Source organism: Bacteriovorax sp. BSW11_IV (assembly GCF_000447755.1).
GTDB lineage: Bacteria > Bdellovibrionota > Bacteriovoracia > Bacteriovoracales > Bacteriovoracaceae > BSW11-IV.
Map to the genome: position 1 here is coordinate 1 of NZ_AUNE01000027.1, position 17,795 is coordinate 17,795.

Annotated in this window: 15 protein-coding genes; 11 read left to right on the forward strand and 4 right to left on the reverse strand. The window is 38.5% G+C overall.

Annotation, left to right across the window (positions count from 1 at the left end):
* The coding region (locus M899_RS07435; RefSeq protein ID WP_034728407.1) for a hypothetical protein at positions 1-648 on the reverse strand (648 nt) is incomplete at its 3' end.
* Between the two features lie 304 nt (positions 649-952).
* Here M899_RS07435 and M899_RS07440 point away from each other — a divergent pair.
* From M899_RS07440 to M899_RS07450, 3 genes are all read left to right on the forward strand, one after another.
* A complete protein-coding gene (locus M899_RS07440) occupies positions 953-6,247 on the forward strand; it encodes a hypothetical protein (protein ID WP_021270900.1) in 5,295 nt (1,764 codons plus the stop codon).
* A 78-nt stretch (positions 6,248-6,325) separates the two neighbouring features.
* The gene (locus M899_RS17630) at positions 6,326-7,198 is read left to right on the forward strand and encodes a ParA family protein (protein ID WP_021270895.1); all 873 of its coding nucleotides are present in this window, start codon (positions 6,326-6,328) and stop codon (positions 7,196-7,198) included.
* A complete protein-coding gene (locus tag M899_RS07450) occupies positions 7,195-7,446 on the forward strand; it encodes a hypothetical protein (RefSeq protein WP_021270879.1) in 252 nt (83 codons plus the stop codon). Before M899_RS17630 ends, M899_RS07450 begins: the two co-directional genes overlap by 4 nt.
* A gap of 8 nt (positions 7,447-7,454) precedes the next feature.
* On the opposite strand, the gene M899_RS07455 is transcribed toward M899_RS07450, so the two are convergent.
* Entirely contained in the window at positions 7,455-8,366 is a 912-nt protein-coding gene (locus M899_RS07455; protein ID WP_021270819.1) for a LysR family transcriptional regulator, read from the reverse strand.
* Between the two features lie 84 nt (positions 8,367-8,450).
* Between M899_RS07455 and M899_RS07460 the strand changes: the two genes are divergently transcribed.
* Positions 8,451-9,398, forward strand: a complete 948-nt coding sequence (locus tag M899_RS07460; RefSeq protein WP_021270877.1) for an NADP-dependent oxidoreductase — start codon at positions 8,451-8,453, stop codon at positions 9,396-9,398.
* 8 nt (positions 9,399-9,406) lie between these two features.
* On the opposite strand, the gene M899_RS07465 is transcribed toward M899_RS07460, so the two are convergent.
* Positions 9,407-10,675, reverse strand: coding sequence for a hypothetical protein (locus M899_RS07465; protein ID WP_021270860.1), 1,269 nt, complete (start codon positions 10,673-10,675; stop codon positions 9,407-9,409).
* A gap of 82 nt (positions 10,676-10,757) precedes the next feature.
* The gene (locus M899_RS07470) at positions 10,758-11,399 is read right to left on the reverse strand and encodes a hypothetical protein (RefSeq protein ID WP_021270834.1); all 642 of its coding nucleotides are present in this window, start codon (positions 11,397-11,399) and stop codon (positions 10,758-10,760) included.
* Between the two features lie 205 nt (positions 11,400-11,604).
* Here M899_RS07470 and queA point away from each other — a divergent pair, with 205 nt between their 5' ends.
* From queA to M899_RS07505, 7 genes are all read left to right on the forward strand, one after another.
* Positions 11,605-12,654, forward strand: coding sequence for a tRNA preQ1(34) S-adenosylmethionine ribosyltransferase-isomerase QueA (gene queA / locus M899_RS07475; RefSeq protein ID WP_021270922.1), 1,050 nt, complete (start codon positions 11,605-11,607; stop codon positions 12,652-12,654).
* A gap of 7 nt (positions 12,655-12,661) precedes the next feature.
* Positions 12,662-13,777, forward strand: coding sequence for a tRNA guanosine(34) transglycosylase Tgt (gene tgt / locus M899_RS07480; protein WP_021270926.1), 1,116 nt, complete (start codon positions 12,662-12,664; stop codon positions 13,775-13,777).
* Between the two features lie 10 nt (positions 13,778-13,787).
* Positions 13,788-14,138: a preprotein translocase subunit YajC gene (yajC, locus tag M899_RS07485; protein ID WP_021270858.1), complete on the forward strand. Its 351-nt coding sequence runs from the start codon at positions 13,788-13,790 to the stop codon at positions 14,136-14,138.
* A 22-nt stretch (positions 14,139-14,160) separates the two neighbouring features.
* Entirely contained in the window at positions 14,161-14,421 is a 261-nt protein-coding gene (locus M899_RS18720; protein WP_021270896.1) for a twin-arginine translocase TatA/TatE family subunit, read from the forward strand.
* 128 nt (positions 14,422-14,549) lie between these two features.
* On the forward strand, positions 14,550-16,259 hold the full coding sequence (secD, locus tag M899_RS07495; RefSeq protein ID WP_021270936.1) for a protein translocase subunit SecD: 1,710 nt from the start codon (positions 14,550-14,552) through the stop codon (positions 16,257-16,259).
* Positions 16,260-16,276: 17 nt separating this feature from the next.
* Entirely contained in the window at positions 16,277-17,206 is a 930-nt protein-coding gene (secF, locus tag M899_RS07500) for a protein translocase subunit SecF (RefSeq protein ID WP_021270925.1), read from the forward strand.
* Positions 17,187-17,792, forward strand: a complete 606-nt coding sequence (locus tag M899_RS07505; RefSeq protein ID WP_021270903.1) for a hypothetical protein — start codon at positions 17,187-17,189, stop codon at positions 17,790-17,792. Before secF ends, M899_RS07505 begins: the two co-directional genes overlap by 20 nt.
* Positions 17,793-17,795 lie beyond the last annotated feature (3 nt).

The window sequence follows — 17,795 nt, forward strand, 5'->3', positions numbered from 1 at the left end:
GAGTCCCTCTAGCATAACGAGTAGACGTGTCGTTGGAATATCGAGATTTGTTTGTTCTTTTTGCAGGACTTCACTGTCGTATCGAAGTCCAGCACCAAGCTCAAATTGAGATGTGTAGTTTTTAGAATAGATGGCCTCAAAATGAACACCACTTCTTTTTCCAATTTCTTCATCTACTAAACTCGTAGACTCTTTGAAACCTTGAACGAAGTTTGCTTTGATTGTTAAGTGCTTCTTGCCAATTACACGAGCATAGCGCTCTTCAATTTGTCTGTATTTTTCTTGAATTTGAAGTATGGGAAGTTCTGTCCAAATTCTTTCGACTGACTTACTTAGAGTGACAACTTGATTATCTGAAAAAGGAATAAGTGAATCCTTTTCTACAACAATCCACTGAGAGAAGTCGCGATTAACAGTTATGGCCCTTGCAAGAATTGAAATATTCTTTGTAGAAAACATTGAAATTTGACCAGGCAAAATTCCATCTTCTTTTCCAAGCCTGATGACAAAAGTTTTCTTGGTACTAGAGATCGCTTTGATGATGACCATATTGTTGTTGGTCTCATAATCTTTTTCAATTAATTCCTGGGCCATAGAATTGATACCCAGACCTATGCATAAAAAATAGAGGTAAAGCTTTTTTGTCATATTTCTATTTTAGAAGATATTTGCAGCAAAAGGTATCGCGGGGCAGTTTTGGCAAAAACTGCAGTCATAGTGTCTATAAGCAATTATTGTGGTCAACTTTTTAAATAAGACGATTATTCAACAACCCCCATTTTTGACCTAAGTGGCCTTAATCATAGGTCTTTTGGGAGTCTTTTCCCAACGTCTCGAAAATTCTGAGAAAATAAACGAGTAACCGAGTCTAAAGCTCCGAAATACAAAGGGATTTAATCTAAAGCCCCAGAAGATTTGTACGATAAGTCTTAGGGAAAGAGACTGAGGAATTATGATTAAAAATTTGTTGTTTTTAGGACTTACGGCCATAGCGCTTATTTCATGTACACCACAAGGCGGTGGACAGAAGAGTGCGTCTTGTGGTTTTGGAGAGTCGTACGACAAAATTTCTCAAAAATGTGTCAACGTTCGTGAGGCACCTGCAACCACTTTAAAAACTTTTGAACTCAATGAAGATGCAGCTCCATCCTATGTCACACTAACATACGATGATGCCAACGGTGATCAAGCGTCTTCTTGTAAAGTCACTGAGAATTTCTCTCAAATTGAAGCTGTTGCTCCAGTTGTTTACACAGACCTTGCTCTTCAAATGGCCAATATCGTAGCAGAAGCAGATTTTGTAAGAGGTAAAGTTGAAACTCTTATCGCTCCAGGAACGGGAAGTGTGAATGTACTTTATGCTAACGTTCTTAGCAGCTATGCTCTTGCAAAAGAATCAACGTCAAATAGTTCTCTCTATGCTTATATCGATAGTATTCGTTCTTTAAGTACACAAATTGCTAATGTTGCGCTTTCTAATACTCCAACTTATAGCTTTGGTTTAGCATTTCAAACATCTTTGACAAGCTTTGCAAAAGTCGTCGTTAACGTTGGAAATCGTTGTGAGTGTATTGGTGGTGTGTGTAAAGTTGCAATATGGCCTCGTACAGAGGTGAGTGGATCATTTGGATTAACTTATACTATCACTGATCCTATCGATGGTGAGAGTAACCCAACACAAATGATCGTTGAAGTTATTCCTGTTAATGATGCTCCTGTGGCAAAAAATGGCAATGTATCTTCTATTTCAGAAAGTACAAATTCATCGGCCACGACCAATACTTTTGTTCTGACAAATGTGTTTTCAGATGTTGATAGTTCAATTGTTTCTCTAGATATTTCATCTCCATCTACAGGATCATTTTCAAATTGTATGATTCTGGCCGGAGCACATTTAACTTGTGATTACACTTCTCCTGATGGCTCTTCAAATAGTGTTGGAGCGGCCGCTACGAATTCTCTTGGTAACGTCATTTTTACGGCCAAAGCATTTGGAACAAGTGGTAATTCAATTGTTGTTAACTATGTTGAGCATCTCTATCCTGATTTTGATAACGATATTAAAGTTAAGGTGAGTGGCAATACAATCAACATCAATTTTTGGTCGTCACTGGCCACGGCCGATGAAATTGTTTCGAAAGTAAATAGTACTCCTGAAGCTGCAGCTCTTGTTAGTGCACAAGCAGTTGGGGGAGCTGGTGCTTTTTTACAAACGACAGGGCAAACTGTTACTCTTACTGGTGGAGTTGCTCCATTAGTAACTTTCTCATATAGAGTTCTCGATTCAAGTGGCCTTTATTCAAATATTGCAACTGGAACAATTGATGTCACTCCTCATGACGATGCTCCGGTTCTTGATCTTGCCAATATTACTTATTCTCCAAGTCCGGTGACTTTAACAAGCTTTATTATGACAGTTCCATTTTCTGATGAAGAAGGTGATGACGTTAATACCACTTGTTCGTTTCCTGTAAATACATCATTCTTTGTCGAATCGGCATGTGCTTGTAGCAATGTCACAAATACATGTACTGCAACACTTAAGCCTAAAGGTGGTGTTGTTGGTATTACTCCAATCACAATGCAAATTGCCCAAAATAGTGTGCCGGCCAATACTGATACTCAAATTATTTCAATCAATGTTGGTCAACCTAGTGGCGAAGCTCCTTATCCTGTAAATCATGCAGCGCTAGGAACAGAAGGAGCAACAGCTCAAGTTGCCATTAGTGAATATGTCGCGATAAGCACAGATGCTTTTATTGATGATGTTGTAAATGCATCTTACTCATTCGCGGTCTCTGATCCGGCCAATGGAACGTTGACAGGTTGTGCTCTTATTACAGATGGAACGACGAAAAGACTAGATTGTACTTATGTACCTGATAATGGAAACGTTTCAGGTGTCAGTACTCAAGCTGTTTCAAATTTTCAATTAGGAACGGGAATTAGTTGTATTGCACTAACTGCCAATACTGGTGGTGTGTGGGCCAACAATATTAGTGTTACAACTGCTTCGCAACTTGGCATGAGTGCAGGAGATGAGTTTGCAGTTGTTAGTGGATTTGCAATTACGGTTTATGTTGAAGCAGGTGTTTCAACATGTACTCAAGTTGCTCAGGCCATTAATAACTCGGCCAAAGCTAGCTCATTTGTCACAGCATCTCCAGTGGCGCCAGCTCAAACTGTAGGCGCTGCCGCTGCAGAATTAATGACAGCAAATGTGACTACAGCAGCTGTTGATGGTGCTGACTTTTTTACCTATACCATTAGTGATGGCACAAATACTTCGCATCAGGCCTATGTTACGATCAACGTAACACCAACTAATGATGCTCCTTTATTTTGTCAGTACTCTAGCTTTACTGATGCTCCTGAGTGTAACAATCTTCTTGGTTGTATTGGATCAGGAACACCTAGTGGGTCAATTAAACCAAATACAATTGGTATTCGTTATTATGACCAAGACACGGCGACTTGCTACGTCTCTAACGGTACTAGTGCCAATACAAATTGGGAAGTCGCAACAGATGATGGACTTGATACTCTAACAGTAACTCAAAGAGAGAAAGTTATTATTAAGCGTATTCGCATTGATGAAGGTGGCGGGAATATTGGTGGTAATGAAAACACTGAAACTTTGGTTGTAAAAAGTTTAACAAGTTCAAATACTAATCTCATTCCAGCTGATGCTTTCTCTGTTGGAGTCTTCAAGGGAAGTAATCGCGTAAAAGTATCAGGGGCCTATGCCAATGATGTTGTGGAAACAACACCGGCCAATAGCTCTGATGATGAAGATATTCGTATCGAAGTTATCCCTGTTTCTTCACTTGTTGGAGAAAGTGACATTGTTTTAACTTTTAGCGATGGTACAAACGATCTCGATGTTTCTTTTAAAGTTGTCGTTAATAATATTTCTGCCACTCATGGAAATTGGGAAAATATTAAGGCCATTGGGGCGACACAAAACCGCATTGATGAGATCACAGGACAAGATTATGCTTGTTCTTATTCCCAAACTTCTTGTAGTGGATCTACTTGTACAGGATCTTTTGATCCAAGTGCTTCCGCTACTCAAGTTACTCCTGATGCTTTGAATGCACTCTTTTATAGAACCGATACTAAAGAATGTTACAAAAGTACGGGCACTACCGCAGGGGACTGGGAGAAAATTGAAACTCACTGTCAAGTTTCTCCATCGGCCTATGCTACAGGTTGTACAGGAGCATCATGTATTGGTTCAGGTTCACCAAGTGGTGTTGTGACACCAAAGGCCGTGGATGTTGTTTATCTTGATGAAGATACGAATACTTGTTACCAATCAACCGGAACAACAAATACTTCTTGGAAATCATATACGGCAACAGCTTCTGTTTTTCTAGACTTTGGGGCCTTCTCTGTTAGTGGGGGATCTCTTGTTGGTTATAATGTTTATAGACGACCTGTTTTTGAAGAGTTTGATTATGAAGTTCCTTTGAACAAAACAACAATTGCAGCTTCTCAAACTTACTATACTGATAATCTTTCAAACTCTACCACAGCTCCAACTTCAGGAACATTGTACTTCTATGAAGTTCGTCCTGTGGTTCAAGAGACTGGTACAAGTAATAAATTTAATGCCAGCACAACTGAGGCCTTTACGACTTTAAGAGTTGTTGTTCCTCATGAAAATCAAACACTCGTCCACCGTTGGATTGTAAATAAAACGATGTGTGAAAAAATGCAAAAGAGCACTGATTCATCAAACAACTATAGATGTTTGTATGAAGGTCTTGGTAGTACGGCCAATGCTCCTGGTTCAAATTATTATGATTTTGGCCGCGATCTATTAGTTGATCGATTTGAGGCCGGTTGTCCTTATACAAAATCACCTGCATGTATTTTTACACCAGATGGAACGTGTCTTGGAATCAGCGACCCGTCTAATGGTGTGGACTCTGCCACAAGTGTAGGCGACATTTACTACGCGAGAAGCTCAGGTAAGTGTTGGCACTACGATGGCGCCGCCTCATGGTCAATATTTGATGGAACGCAAACGGCCAGTGATTATAATCACGCTGAACTTCCACCACTTGTGAATATATCACAAACAGGTGCGGATTCATTTTGTCGTGCTCAAACGGTTTCTAATATCGTTGGGGTTTGTAATTACTCGACAAAATCTTGTGTAAATCCTGCTGAGCCAACGAAGAGAATTGATTGTCGTGGTGCTGGTGCACCAGCGATTAATCCCATCGCCGGATCACCGTTTTACTATGATGAAACAAATAAGGCCTGTTACCAATATTCTGGTTCATGGAATATTGTCGCTGGAAATATGATTGGTCAATCAGCGGGTCTGTTACCATCAAGAAAAGATCAGACGGCCTATTCTGAATGGTATATCAATCCAATATCTGCAGAGTCAGGAACTTCTGAAATGACTGATGCTGCTGTAACGAATCTAGAGACAGGTCTTGCACTTAATGTTCAGGCCAAGTGTAATACAACTTCGGCAAATGGGCTTGAAAGTGATTATACAGATTCTGATTCACCAAATAGTAATGCTCGCTATACATTACCTGCTATTGCTAGTTCATCAATTCGTTCAGTTATGACAGGTGCTACGCAAACAAATTCATGTCTTTCAAAATACGCGGTACAAGATCACGTTGGAAACGTAAGTGAGTGGACTTCTGATCGTTTTGTCTGTCCAAATGGGGCCTTTACATGTCAGGCCATTAATGACGTTGACAATGATATACTGGAGTTAAACTCGACAACAGATAATTTCCGCTATGCTGATGGTAGTGATCTTTTCACAGTTTATAATTTTGATGGAAGCTCTGGACCTTGTGATGATACAGGAGCAGGTTGCGGTGCTGATCTATCATCATGGTTATATAAAACAAAACTTTTTGGGGCCTCATACTTTGTGACTCCAATGGGTGTGCCATTAGATGTAAGCTACAACACAACTTTCAGTGGGAGCCCAACAACGGCCTATACTTCACTGATTGGTCCTTCGACAGGAATAACGCAAACTCAGCTTCATGAAGATCTAATTGATGTGAATATGGCCGAAATTAGCAGAGTCACTAATACAAGTAATTGTGGTGGTGTCGTTGGTGGTGGATCATATACGTCAGGTAATGGGGCCGGAACATACTACTTCAAGCTCTATCCATGTGAAGATGATACTGTTACAGCGGGCATCAGTGAAGAAATCGGCTTTCGCTGTGTGGCACCGGCCGGTGGTTACCTCGAATAACGTCTTGACCAAGATTTAATATTTCAAATGATCTTTCCTATGCTAGACTTACTTTGCAAATGCCAAGGAGTCAAAAGCATGGGAATTTTCTTTAATCGCACTCAATCACAAAACGACGAAGGAAAAACTAACGCTGAAGGTGGTAAGGGAAAGGTCATTGCTTTCTTAAACCAAAAAGGTGGCGTCGGAAAAACCACTGTGGCCTTCAATACGGCCTTTGCTCTTAGAGCGCAGGGAAAGCGCGTTCTTTGCCTCGACCTTGATCCTCAAGCTAATCTTACCTATCTCTTTGGCATCGAAGATGTTGAAGGCTACTCACTATATAATCTTCTTTTAAACTCTATTCGCGAGCTTAAAGGTCTGCATACTTCATGTCTGGTAAGTGATCTTCTTGTGCAAAAAGATGGTGTTGATCTTATCCCATCTTCTGGGGATCTTTCTGGATTTGAGTTAACTGTTGCAGGGATCTCTGTACCCCGCCAATTAATTCTTAAAAAGTTTATTGAAAAAAATGGTCTGACACACCTATACGATTACATTGTTATCGATTGTCCTCCAACTCTAGGGCTTTTAGTGATCAATTCTCTTTGTGCCAGTGACGGTGTTATCGTTCCTTTTAGACCGGACGATTTTTCTCGCAAGGGGCTTAACGCATTTTATGAAGTTTTAGAAAATATCGACGATATGGGTGTAGTAAAAGTTCCAGAAATTCTTCTTCACGTTCCCAACCTTGTGGATGCCAGAAGAAAACAAGAACAGGACGACCTAGTCAATATTGTTAATCAGCTTGGCAGTGATTCGAAAGTTATGGAGCCCATTCACAATAAATCACAACTTGTGAAGGCCTTAGGTCAAAGAAAGTCGGTATACGACTATTCTTCAAAAGAGTATGCTCCTTTGCAGGAGAGTTTCACTAAAATAGCCAATGTCATCGAGGAGTGGGCGCAATGAAAAATCCTTTATACGTTGTTACCAATAATGGAAAAGATGTAGAAGAAGTTGGAAATATCTTCGAGGCCATCGTAAAAAAATTAGGACTTGAGCCTGTCATCGCTCTTTTTCAAACTCTTATTGACGAACTTCTAAAAAATATCAACTCATACGCCATGTTGTTGGCCGTTCAAGAATTTATCGACAAGCTTCTTGAGAGTATGAAAGAAGTTGTAAGTAAGGCGCCATTTTTGGCGCGCTTTGTTTAAGACCCGAACTAAAGCTTGTTACATACTTCATGAAATTTTTCGAGTATCCACTTTTTGGCGGGATCGTGTTCAAATGAATTGTACCAGTACAATCTGTTTTTTAGTGCTGGAGTTTTAAATGGAATTTTGTGAATATCAATTTTTGCATGATTTCTAAATTTGAGGGCCGTTTTTAGTGATATGCCTGCAAGTAGATTAGTGCTTTCAACCAAAAATGGAACAGTCATAAAATTGGGCACAGACATTTTCACAGATCTTTTTAATTTATTCATGCTTAGAATTTTGTCAAATTCACCCATCAAATTTCCTTCGAAGGATGTGATGATATGATCTTCTTTCAGATAGTTTTGTAGAGTTAAATTCTTTTTTATTGCAGGGTGATTTCTCCTAGAAATTACACAATAACTATCATCAAAAAGATGTTCAGAAAAAAGTCCTAAAGTATCATCTGTATAACCACTTGTGGCCAAAACAATGTCAAAATGACCAGAGCGAAGTTGTTTTGAAAATTCTGATTGCGAATAATGAACAGGAATTATTTTGATATGTGGTGCCTCTTTTTCAATAATCTTTAATATCTCGGGAAAAATTGAATAAATAAACACATCAACAATTCCTAAACGAAATGTTCTTTTATAGGCCTTTATATCAAATTCATTTTTTTCTAATAATCCTGCTTTAATTAACTCTATAGCACTTGCAAGATTTTTACTTATTTCATGTGCCTTCGTTGTTGGTTGAACTCCTTTTGAAAGTCGTGTGAATAACTCATCACCCGTTATTTCTCTTAACCTTTTTAGGGCCGCACTTACTGAGGGTTGGGTTAGACCTATTTCTTTCGCTGCCAAAGATACATTACAAGTTCTATAGACTGCATCAAAAACTATGATTAGATTCAAATCAATACCGCTGATATTCATACTGTTTATATACTCCTATATTATATATTGATTATATTTATATCACTTTGAGTGTTATTTTGTATACATCATAGAGGAGGTCACATGAAAGTGATGAAATTTTTTAATTATGGTTTGAATTCAGATTCTCAGCAGATGTTTGAAGAAATCCCGCGTCCACAAAAGGGAGAGGTCGTTGTAAAAAATTACTCCAGTTCAATTAACCCTTTGGATTGGAAAATAAAAGATGGTCATTTAAGAGAAATTTTACCATTACAATTGCCCTTTGCACTAGGCTGGGATTTTGCTGGTACTGTTACTGAAGTTGGTGAGGATGTCACAGATTTCAAAGTTGGAGACCGCGTTTTTGGCATGATAGATATCAATCCAAACAGTAAGGGCACTTATGGTGAATATGTAATTGTTTCGAGTTCTGGCATTGCTCACGCTCCGAAGAAGGCAGCGTTAAATGAACTTGGCGCCTATCCACTTGCCGCCTTAACGGCATGGCAGTCTTTAACGACGAATGGGCAATTAAAATCTGGGGATCATGTTCTTATTCATGCAGGGGCCGGTGGTGTAGGACATTTTGCTGTTCAAATTGCAAAATCCTTAGGGGCCCACGTCGTAGCGACTGGCAGTTCTAATAATGTCGATCTCATTAAGTCTTTTGGAGCTGATAAAGTGATTGATTATAAGAATTCTAATTTTGAAGATCAAGGTGAGATCTTTGATATGGTCCTTGATCCCGTTGGGGATGAGAACTCTCATCGTTCATTAAAAGTTTTAAAAGAAGGAGGGAGATTAGTTACTTTGTTAGGAGTTAGTGAGAAATTAAAGCAAGAGGCACAAGAGAAGAATATTTCCACCTTTCATACATTTGTTAGTCCTATCTCTAAGGATTTAGAGATGATTGCAAATTTAATTGATAGCGATCAACTTAACGCTTATGTGAGCGATACATTTTCTCTTGATGAAATCGATGAAGCACTCAAGAAAAATAGCGAAGGTCGCACGACTGGGAAAATTATAGTTAATATTTTTAACGACTAATAAAATTATTAAAAATATGATCCTGTCGGAATCCCCACCGACAGGCCCCACGTTTGAACTTTTTCTTGTTCACGGCCCCAATGGATATAGTTGATTTCGACAAAATATTTCTTACCAAAACGAAGCCATAAATTATCGTAAGTCTCTGAACTTTGAGTGGAAAGGAACATGCCGTAAGTGAGATTGTAATTTTTAAGTCCAAAAGGATGGAAATAACTTAATTCAAAACCTTGTGGGTAGATAATTTTATTGTGAGTGGGCTCATTGCTATCAAAACGGTAGCCGAGAACTTGGGCCCCAAGAAGAGTTGTGAGTTTAACTCTGTTGTCAAATGCATTGGCCAAGTCATAGGCAAAATATAATCCAAGATTATTGAAAATTGTTTCGTTATAGACGAGGGCATTAAATGCTCTAAGACTTGTATTTTCTGTGAGATCAAATCTTGAATAGATCATAAAACTAGGGGCAATTTCTTTGTCTTTGATGCGACCAAGACTACTTGTCTTAAGGGAATAAGGACCTAGACCCACGGCCGTGTGTAAACGGCGAAGGCGATCGGGGATTGTGGCCGTGACCCTAACTTTTGAAATCTCTCCAAATTGATTTTTTATATCAAACTCAATAGGGTCATTTGAAGTAAAATAAAGTGAGAAAGTCCCTTCGTGGTCACTTGAAAGTTTGATATTTGTGCCTGCCATACTTACTCGCAAGCGAGGTTTTTCTCTTCCAATTTTTCCCGTTTTTTCCATCATACAACCAACGGAGATAAATTCATTTTCAAGTCCTGTGACTTGGACATTGTACTTCGTGCATGAGTTGTCGATGAGGTGTGATTCACTTTTTTTTAGCTTTGTGTTGGTGACAAGCTTTAGAACTTCAAGCAGTTTTTTATCTTCATAAACTTGAATTTCTTTGGGACTTAAAAGATTAATTTTTAATTCACTCTCAAAGTGATTATTGTTCGTCTTTTGCGGAATGATTTTTTCATTGCCATAGATATAGGTTATAGACTTTTGCGATTGAGTCATAATTTTTAAACGTACAACAGGCGTAAGCATGTTGTTGTCATCTTTTGGCCATTCTAAGGAATCTTTTAAAATTCCGGCACGCACATTATTAGTTCCCACTGTTTTTAACAAACGAAAACTCGCAAGATCGATGGGAATGGTTGATTTCCCAATTTGTAGAGGGCCGATATTTATAAGACCTTTGTCAGATGTCGCAAGAGTCGAGACTATATTGAACAATATAAAGATGATGACAGTAACGTATTTCATTTTATGATTTTAATTTTTCTTAAAATCATAAGATAGTGGGAAAAAAAGAAGGGCCACTTTGGGCCCTTCTATATAGGACAAATTAGTTGATCAAAATTTTATCGTCGACTTTTTTTAAAGTAATCCACTGACGGAAGCTTCCATAGCGGATAATTTGGTTTCTTGTTCTATCGTCAACTTGAGTTTGAATCTTTCTATTAATCATAAAATCAAATGAAACGCGTACGCTCTGTCCTTGATCGAGCTTATTCATTTCTTCTTCATTTAATAAATCAGAAATTTCAATGCGAACACTTTTGACAACTAGGTCATCTGAAACACTATCTTTATGTAAAGGCTTGTAAACGCCATCTCTATAGATGATTGCCGTTAGTGTGCTCGTTTTGATGGCCACTTCTTTTTGTTCCTTGCTAAAAAAATTGGCAAACGAATAAGCGTCATAGGGATTCACTTTTGAAAATGAGAATCCTTTTTCGCTCTCATGACACTGGAAAAAATTAATATTTGCTGAAAACTCTAAAGTCTCATCATTGATAATAATCTTTCTTTCAGTCAAATTATAGGCCTGTAATCTATGTCTAAAAGAATCTGCTTTAGACTTACAGTTGGCCAATGTTCCATCGGCCACTTTTAGCCATTGGTCTGATTCGATTGAATTGGTGGCCATGGCCATATTCGCGCTAAATAGAATTGAGAAGAAGAACATCTTTTTGATCATTTTCATTTTTTCCCCTTAGTGTAGATTCTTTTTGTTGTGTTGCCCTGAAATAACATACTTTAGGGTGGCCATGTGTAAGGAATTGCATACTTTGTAATATATTCTTCTTCATTTTTTTTTCCCAAGTATTGGGGGCATAATGGGCATTGTGCTAGACAAATGGGGCGCAAAAATATAAACATTCCAAAAACTTATGTGCTGGACTGAGAATATGATGCAAAATGTAAATCCCGAGGATTTGCACTTATCCAATTACGATTTTGACCTTCCAAAAAACCTTATCGCCGATAGGCCGGTTGTTGGGCGCCATCATTCTAAGCTTCTTATCTACAATGCCAAAACAAACGAAATCATTCATACGAATTTTTTAGAAATCGACAAATACCTTCCTTCTGATTCTTTGCTTGTGGCAAATCAATCAAAAGTTTTTCCATGCCGACTACTTGGCCAAAAAACTTCTGGTGGGAAGGCCGAGATTTTTATTCTCTCTGTTGTAAGCTCGAATAATTCTTACAAGGCGCTTATTAAGTGTCGCGGTAAGAAGAATGTAGGGGATCAGTTTATTTTACCTCATGACGTCAAGGCCACGATCACAAGTGTCCAAGACGGTGTTTTTTGGCTTTCATTTTCAGTAGTAGATTTTACTGGTTATCTCGAGCAAGTAGGTAAGATTCCCATTCCACCTTATATTCGCTCCGGTGAATCTGATGAAAAAGATAAGAGTGACTATCAAACAGTATTTGCTAAAAACGTTGGCAGTGTGGCCGCTCCTACGGCCGGTCTTCATTTCACAGATGAAGTCTTTGCCAATCTTGCTAAAAAGAATATTGAGCGTGCCTTTGTTACTCTTCATGTTGGTCTAGGAACGTTTGCGCCTGTGAAAACAGATAATCTTTCTGATCATGTGATGCATACTGAAGAATACTTCATTGATGCGGCCAATTTGGATAAACTTAATAGTAAAAAGAAAATTATCGCCGTAGGGACAACTTCACTTCGCGTTTTGGAATCTTCATTTCATGAAGGGCGATTTGATGTTGAGGCCGAAAAAAGATATCACACCAATATTTTTCTTCACCCTGGAAAAACAGTTCATAGTATAGATGCGCTCATTACGAATTTTCACCTGCCGAAATCAACTCTTCTCATGCTTGTAAGTAGTTTAATTGGCCGTGAGAAAACACTCGAGCTTTATAAAGAGGCCATTACTAGAGAATACAGATTCTTCTCATACGGTGATGCCATGTTAATTTTAAGGTAGTAGCTAAATGACAATGTATAAAGAAGTTGCAAAGAGTGGTAAGGCCCGCGCTGGAGTTATCACAACTGCTCACGGAGAAATTGAAACACCTATTTTTATGCCTGTTGGAACACGTGCTTCTGTAAAATGCATGTGGCAACATGAGCTAGAAGAAGTTGGTGCTCAAATTATTCTTGGAAATACTTATCACCTATATCTAAAACCTGGTCATGAACTTGTTGAAAAAGTTGGTGGCGGACTTCATGGTTTTATGAATTGGAAAAAACCAATCCTGACTGATAGTGGTGGCTACCAAGTCTTCTCACTCTCAGATATTAATAAGCTCACTGAAGAGGGTGTAACGTTCCAATCACATATTGATGGTTCTTATCATTTGATTACTCCTGAGAAATCAATGGAAATTCAAAAGGCCCTCGGCTCTGATATTGTCATGGCCTTTGATGAGTGTCCTGCGCTGCCGGCCTCAAAAGAGCGCCTGCGTGAAAGTATGGAGCTAACACTTCGTTGGGCCAAGCGTTGTAAAGACGTAGAGCTTAAACCGCATCAGCACCTTTTTGGAATTATTCAAGGAGGCCTTCATAAAGATCTTCGTACAGAGTGTATGGAAAGACTAAAAGAGATCGATTTTCCAGGTTATGCTCTTGGCGGACTTTCAGTTGGTGAAAAAAATGATGAAATGGTGGAGTTTCTCAATGACTTCGTTCATACCATGCCAGATGATAAGCCACGCTATTTGATGGGTGTCGGTAAGCCGCTTGATGTTCTTAATGGTATTCGCGCAGGTCTTGATATGTTTGACTGCGTTTTGCCAACTCGAAACGCAAGAAATGGACAGTTTCTCACAAGTCATGGCCCGCTTAGTATTAAGAAAGAAAAATTTAAAGAAGATACTTTGCCACCTGATCCAGATTGTTCATGTAAAGTGTGTCAAAACTACTCAAGAAGTTATATCCGCCATTTGTTTAATGTGGGTGAATATCTTGCAGGGCAGCTAATTAGCTTTCACAACTTACATTTCTATTTAACTATGGTAAAAGAGGCGAGACAGGCCATCATTGATGACCGATTTGAAGAATATTACGCAGAATTTAAAACAAAATACACATCCGAAAAATGGAAATAAGGAGATTTTTATGAAATTTTTACTATTACTAGCTCAAAGCGCAAGTGCACAAGAAGCAGCTGCCGCAGCTCCTGCACCAGCTGGTGGCATCACTCAATTTGCCCCACTTATTATTATTTTTGTAATGTTTTACTTTTTAATTCTTCGTCCACAAAAGAAAAAAATGGAAGAGGAAAAAGACACTCTATCTAAACTTTCAAAAGGTGATGAAGTTTTCACGAAGTCAGGTATTCTTGGAAAAATTCACGGTATCACAGAGAAAGTTGTGACACTAGAAGTTGAAGATGGTGTTAAAATCAAAGTTCTTAAAGGACAAATTGGCGGATTAGCTAAATCTATTTTCGAAGAAGCTAAGAAGTAATTCTAAGCGCGCTGGAGGCCTTATGTTTGGCATTGGAATGTCTGAACTGTTAATCATATTTGTTTTTGCTCTTATCTTTATTGGACCTAAGAAATTGCCTGAACTGGCAAAAAATTTAGGAAAAGGATTGAGAGAGTTTCAAAAAGCTAAAGATGATCTGATGAATCATGTCAATGATGCAGCCAGACACGAAGAGAAGGTTGAGCATGTTGCTCAGGATAAGCCAGCGCCCGAAGCGCCAAGTCAAAACAAATCAGATGAAGACAATAAGGGCCACTCATAAGAGTGGCCTTTTTTTTCAGCATACCTTTTCTTGCATAATTGTGTACTTCCGAACTATACTTTTTAATGGTTTAGCTAAAGCTTAAAAGAATAAGGACGTTCGTTCGACGAACTTAAGGGAGTATGTAGATGAAAAGAAGCTGGTGGTATCGCTTTATCATTCTTATAGCGATTACTGTAGTCTCCATTGTGGTTGTAATCCCCACTGTCATGGACTTCAACAAAGAAAGTAACTATCCTGTTAAATCAAGAATCAATCTTGGACTAGACCTTCAAGGTGGTCTGTACATGATTCTTGGTATCGACTTTAAAAAAGTTTATAAGGATGAAGTTAAAAGTTACGCTCGTAAAATTGAATTCGCCATGAAAGATGAATCAGGGGCAGAAGTTCACGGAGCGGAAATTGACGAAACTGATCCTCTAGATCCAAAGATGAACATTGTTGTTGCTGATGTGGCCAATGTTGAAAAGACAAAAGATAAGATCCACGAATTCTTCAACGGTCTTCTTCGTATCACTAAAGAAAACGGAAATAACCTTCAGATCGCCCTTACTAATAATGTAAAAAGAGATATTGAAGAACAATCTGTGACTAAGTCTATTGAAGTTATCAGAAACAGAATTGATGAGTTCGGTGTAACTGAACCAGAAATCGTTTCTCAAGGTAACGACAGAATCGTTGTTCAACTTCCAGGTGTTAAGGATATTGATAGAGCAAAAGAGCTTATTGGTAGAACAGCTAAGCTTGAGTTCAAACTTGTTAACGACACTGTTCCAATGGCAACAATTCAGTCATGGTTACAAAAAGCAGAAGCTAGCGGTATTAAATTCTCTAAAGAGGAGCGCTTCTCTGATTATATTAGAAAAGTAAATGAGTTCTTAAAGAATGACCTTCCAAAAGACTACCAACTTGCTTTTGAAAAATCTGTATCTAAAGCAACTAATGAAGTGGAGCTTAAAATCCCATACCTCGTTGACGTTAACCCAAGAATTTCTGGGGAAGACCTTGCTGATGCTCGCGTACTTATTGATCAACAAAAAAATCAACCTTACGTTTCTCTAGAATTTAAGAAACAAGGTGCTGATGCTTTTGAACAAGTAACTGGTGACAATATTGGTAGAAGAATGGCGATTATTCTAGATGGTAACGTTTATTCTGCACCAAATATCCAATCAAGAATTGCTGGTGGTAGAGCACAAATTACACTTGGTCAGGGTGATTTCAACAGAACAATGAAAGAAGCTCGTGACCTTGCACTAGTGCTTAGAGCGGGTGCTCTTCCTGTTCAACTTGACTTTCTTGAGCAAAGAACTGTTGGTCCATCACTTGGTCACGATTCTATTGCGAAAGCTGAAGTGGCCTCACTTATTGGATGTGTGATTGTTTTCCTTTTCATCCTTGTTTACTACAAGCTCTCTGGAGTTGTGGCGGTAGTTTCTCTTACACTAAACGTTCTTCTAGTTCTTGCTGCTCTAGTTGGACTTGAGGCCACTCTTACTTTACCAGGGATTGCTGGTATCGCTCTTACTGTTGGTATGGCCGTCGATGCCAATATCATTATCTATGAGCGTATTCGAGAAGAAATTAGAAAAGGTATTTCTAACTATAAAGCTGTTGAAAAAGGTTTTGAGTCTGCATTTTGGACAATTATCGATGCCAACATCACAACAGCACTTGCAGGTCTATGTCTTCTTAACTTTGGTACAGGTCCAATTAGAGGTTTCGCAGTAACACTTCTGATTGGTATCGTTGCTACAGTTTATACATCATACTTTGCAGGGAAACTTTTCTTCGAACTTTATATGGATAAAGTTGAAGGCCAAGATCTTAGTATCTAATCTTTTTGGAGTTTAAAATGTTAGAAGTAATTAGCAGTAATTCAAATATTAATTTCACAGGCAAGTTTAAACTTGCCTCAATCCTATCAATCGTTCTTGTGCTTGGTTCACTTTTCTTTTCTTACTCGAAGCTAAAATTCGGTGTAGATTTCAGAGGTGGAGCTGAGGTTCAAGTTAAATTTGCAGATAATGTAAAACTAGATGACCTAAGAGGGAATCTTGTTAAAAGTGGATTCAAAGGTCTATCAGCTCAAACTATTGGTGAGCAAGCAGATAATGAATTCCTTTTAAAAGTAGCAGGGGATGATGAAAATCTAAATACGATCACTCAGTCTCTTACAGATACACTTAATAAGAACTATGCTTCTCAAGGTGTAGAGATTAGAAAAGTTGATATCGTTGGTCCTAAAGCGGGTGCGCAACTTAGAATTTCTGGTTTCCAGGCAATGTTATGGGCCCTTATTGCGATTATGATTTATATCGCTCTAAGATTTGATTTCAAATATTCTCCTGGTGCAATCGTTGCTCTATTTCACGATGTTTCGATTATTCTGGGTGTTTTTGCCTTAACTGGAACTGAGTTTACACTTCAAACTGTTGCGGCCATTCTTGCGGTAATTGGTTACTCGGTAAACGATACTGTAATTGTTTATGACCGTGTACGTGAACACGAAGGTCAGTTTGTTGGAAGATCATTAGCTGAGCATATCAATAATGCTGTTAATGAAACTCTACCAAGAACAATCCTAACTTCTGGTACAACTCTTTTTGTATGTATCACTATGTTAATGTTTGGTGGTCTCGCTATTAGAGACTTCTTCTTGGCGATGACAATTGGTATCGTTGTAGGTACTTATTCATCAATCTTTATTGCATCACCAATTACACTTATGTGTGAGAAGTTCCAAAAAAATAAAGAACCAGCGAATGAAACTGTTAAAGCTTAGTTTGATAATAGGCCTCCTTACGGGGGCCTTTTTTAGTTTTGGCTCTGACTTAGAAGATGATTTGGATAATATCGAATCCCAAATGGAGAGTGTTGTTCAAAAGGCCCAGACCCAGTATGGTCAGGATGAGAATAAAGAGTCGGCCCGCCCCACACAAAGTTTAAAAGAAACTGTGCGAATGGCCCTTGGTCCATTTCGTAAAATGAGTGATGAAGAGCTTCATCGTCATGTAGAAGATTCTTTAAAACGTAGTGGAACAGGTGCACTAATAAAAAAATATCCACAAACAATTGATGTCGTTTCTGAACTATTAAAAGATCCTGAGGCCCTTCCATCGTTAAGCGGTGTTGTGGAAAGACGTGATCGTTTATGGTTTTTTGTGGGGATTAATATTGGGATTATTTTCTTTGGGATTGCTCTAAGAAAGTTAACATCTAAAGACGGTGACGGACTCGTTGCTAGAGCAAGAAAAGGATTGATACGCTTTTTCTTTCTAAACGTTCTTAGAATTGCTACATTCGTTTATTTCTTCTACGATGAACTAATGCCAGCATGGTATATCGTTAAAGATACACTAAAGCTCTAAATC